Below are 575 nucleotides of genomic sequence, written 5' to 3'. Positions count from 1 at the left end.
GATCACAGTTGCTACGTGGACCAGTGGGACTGGGAGCTGGCGATCACGCCCGAACAGCGAAACCTCCGGTTCCTCACGGAGGTCGTCGAGAAAATCTGGAAGGTCATCAAGGGCGCCGAAACGTACGTCCACGAGCTCTTCCCGCAACTGAAGACGGACAAGTACCCGGACCTCCCGGAGAAGCTGACGTTCATCCACGCCGAGGACATCCTCGCGAAGTACCCCGACCTCCCGCGCAAGCAGCGGGAGACGGCGATCGTCCAGGAGTATCCGGCGATCTTCATTTACGGCATTGGCTGGGTGCTGGCCGACGGCTACCCGCACGAGATGCGGGCGGCGGACTACGACGACTGGGTCACGGAGACGACCTCGGCGGACGGTCGGCCGATGCACGGCCTGAACGGCGACATCCTCGTCTGGAACCCGGTAACGAAGCGCCGCCACGAGCTGACCTCGATGGGCGTCCGCGTCACCAAGGACACGCTCAAGCAGCAGCTCGAGATCACGGGCCAGACCGACTTCCTCGAGCTCCCCTACCACCAGGCGATCCTGAACGACGAGATCCCGCTCAGCAT

General features: G+C 63.7%; 1 protein-coding gene. It reads left to right on the top strand.

The annotated features are described in order from the left end of the window. Positions 1 to 15 precede the first annotated feature (15 nt). The coding region (locus LN415_09965; protein MCJ2557403.1) for an aspartate--ammonia ligase at positions 16 to 575 on the top strand (560 nt) is incomplete at its 3' end.

The organism is Candidatus Thermoplasmatota archaeon (genome assembly GCA_022848865.1).
Lineage (GTDB): Archaea > Thermoplasmatota > Thermoplasmata > RBG-16-68-12 > JAGMCJ01 > JAGMCJ01.
Note: the sequence above shows the minus strand (reverse complement) of the source record. Positions and strands in the feature narration are given on the sequence as shown.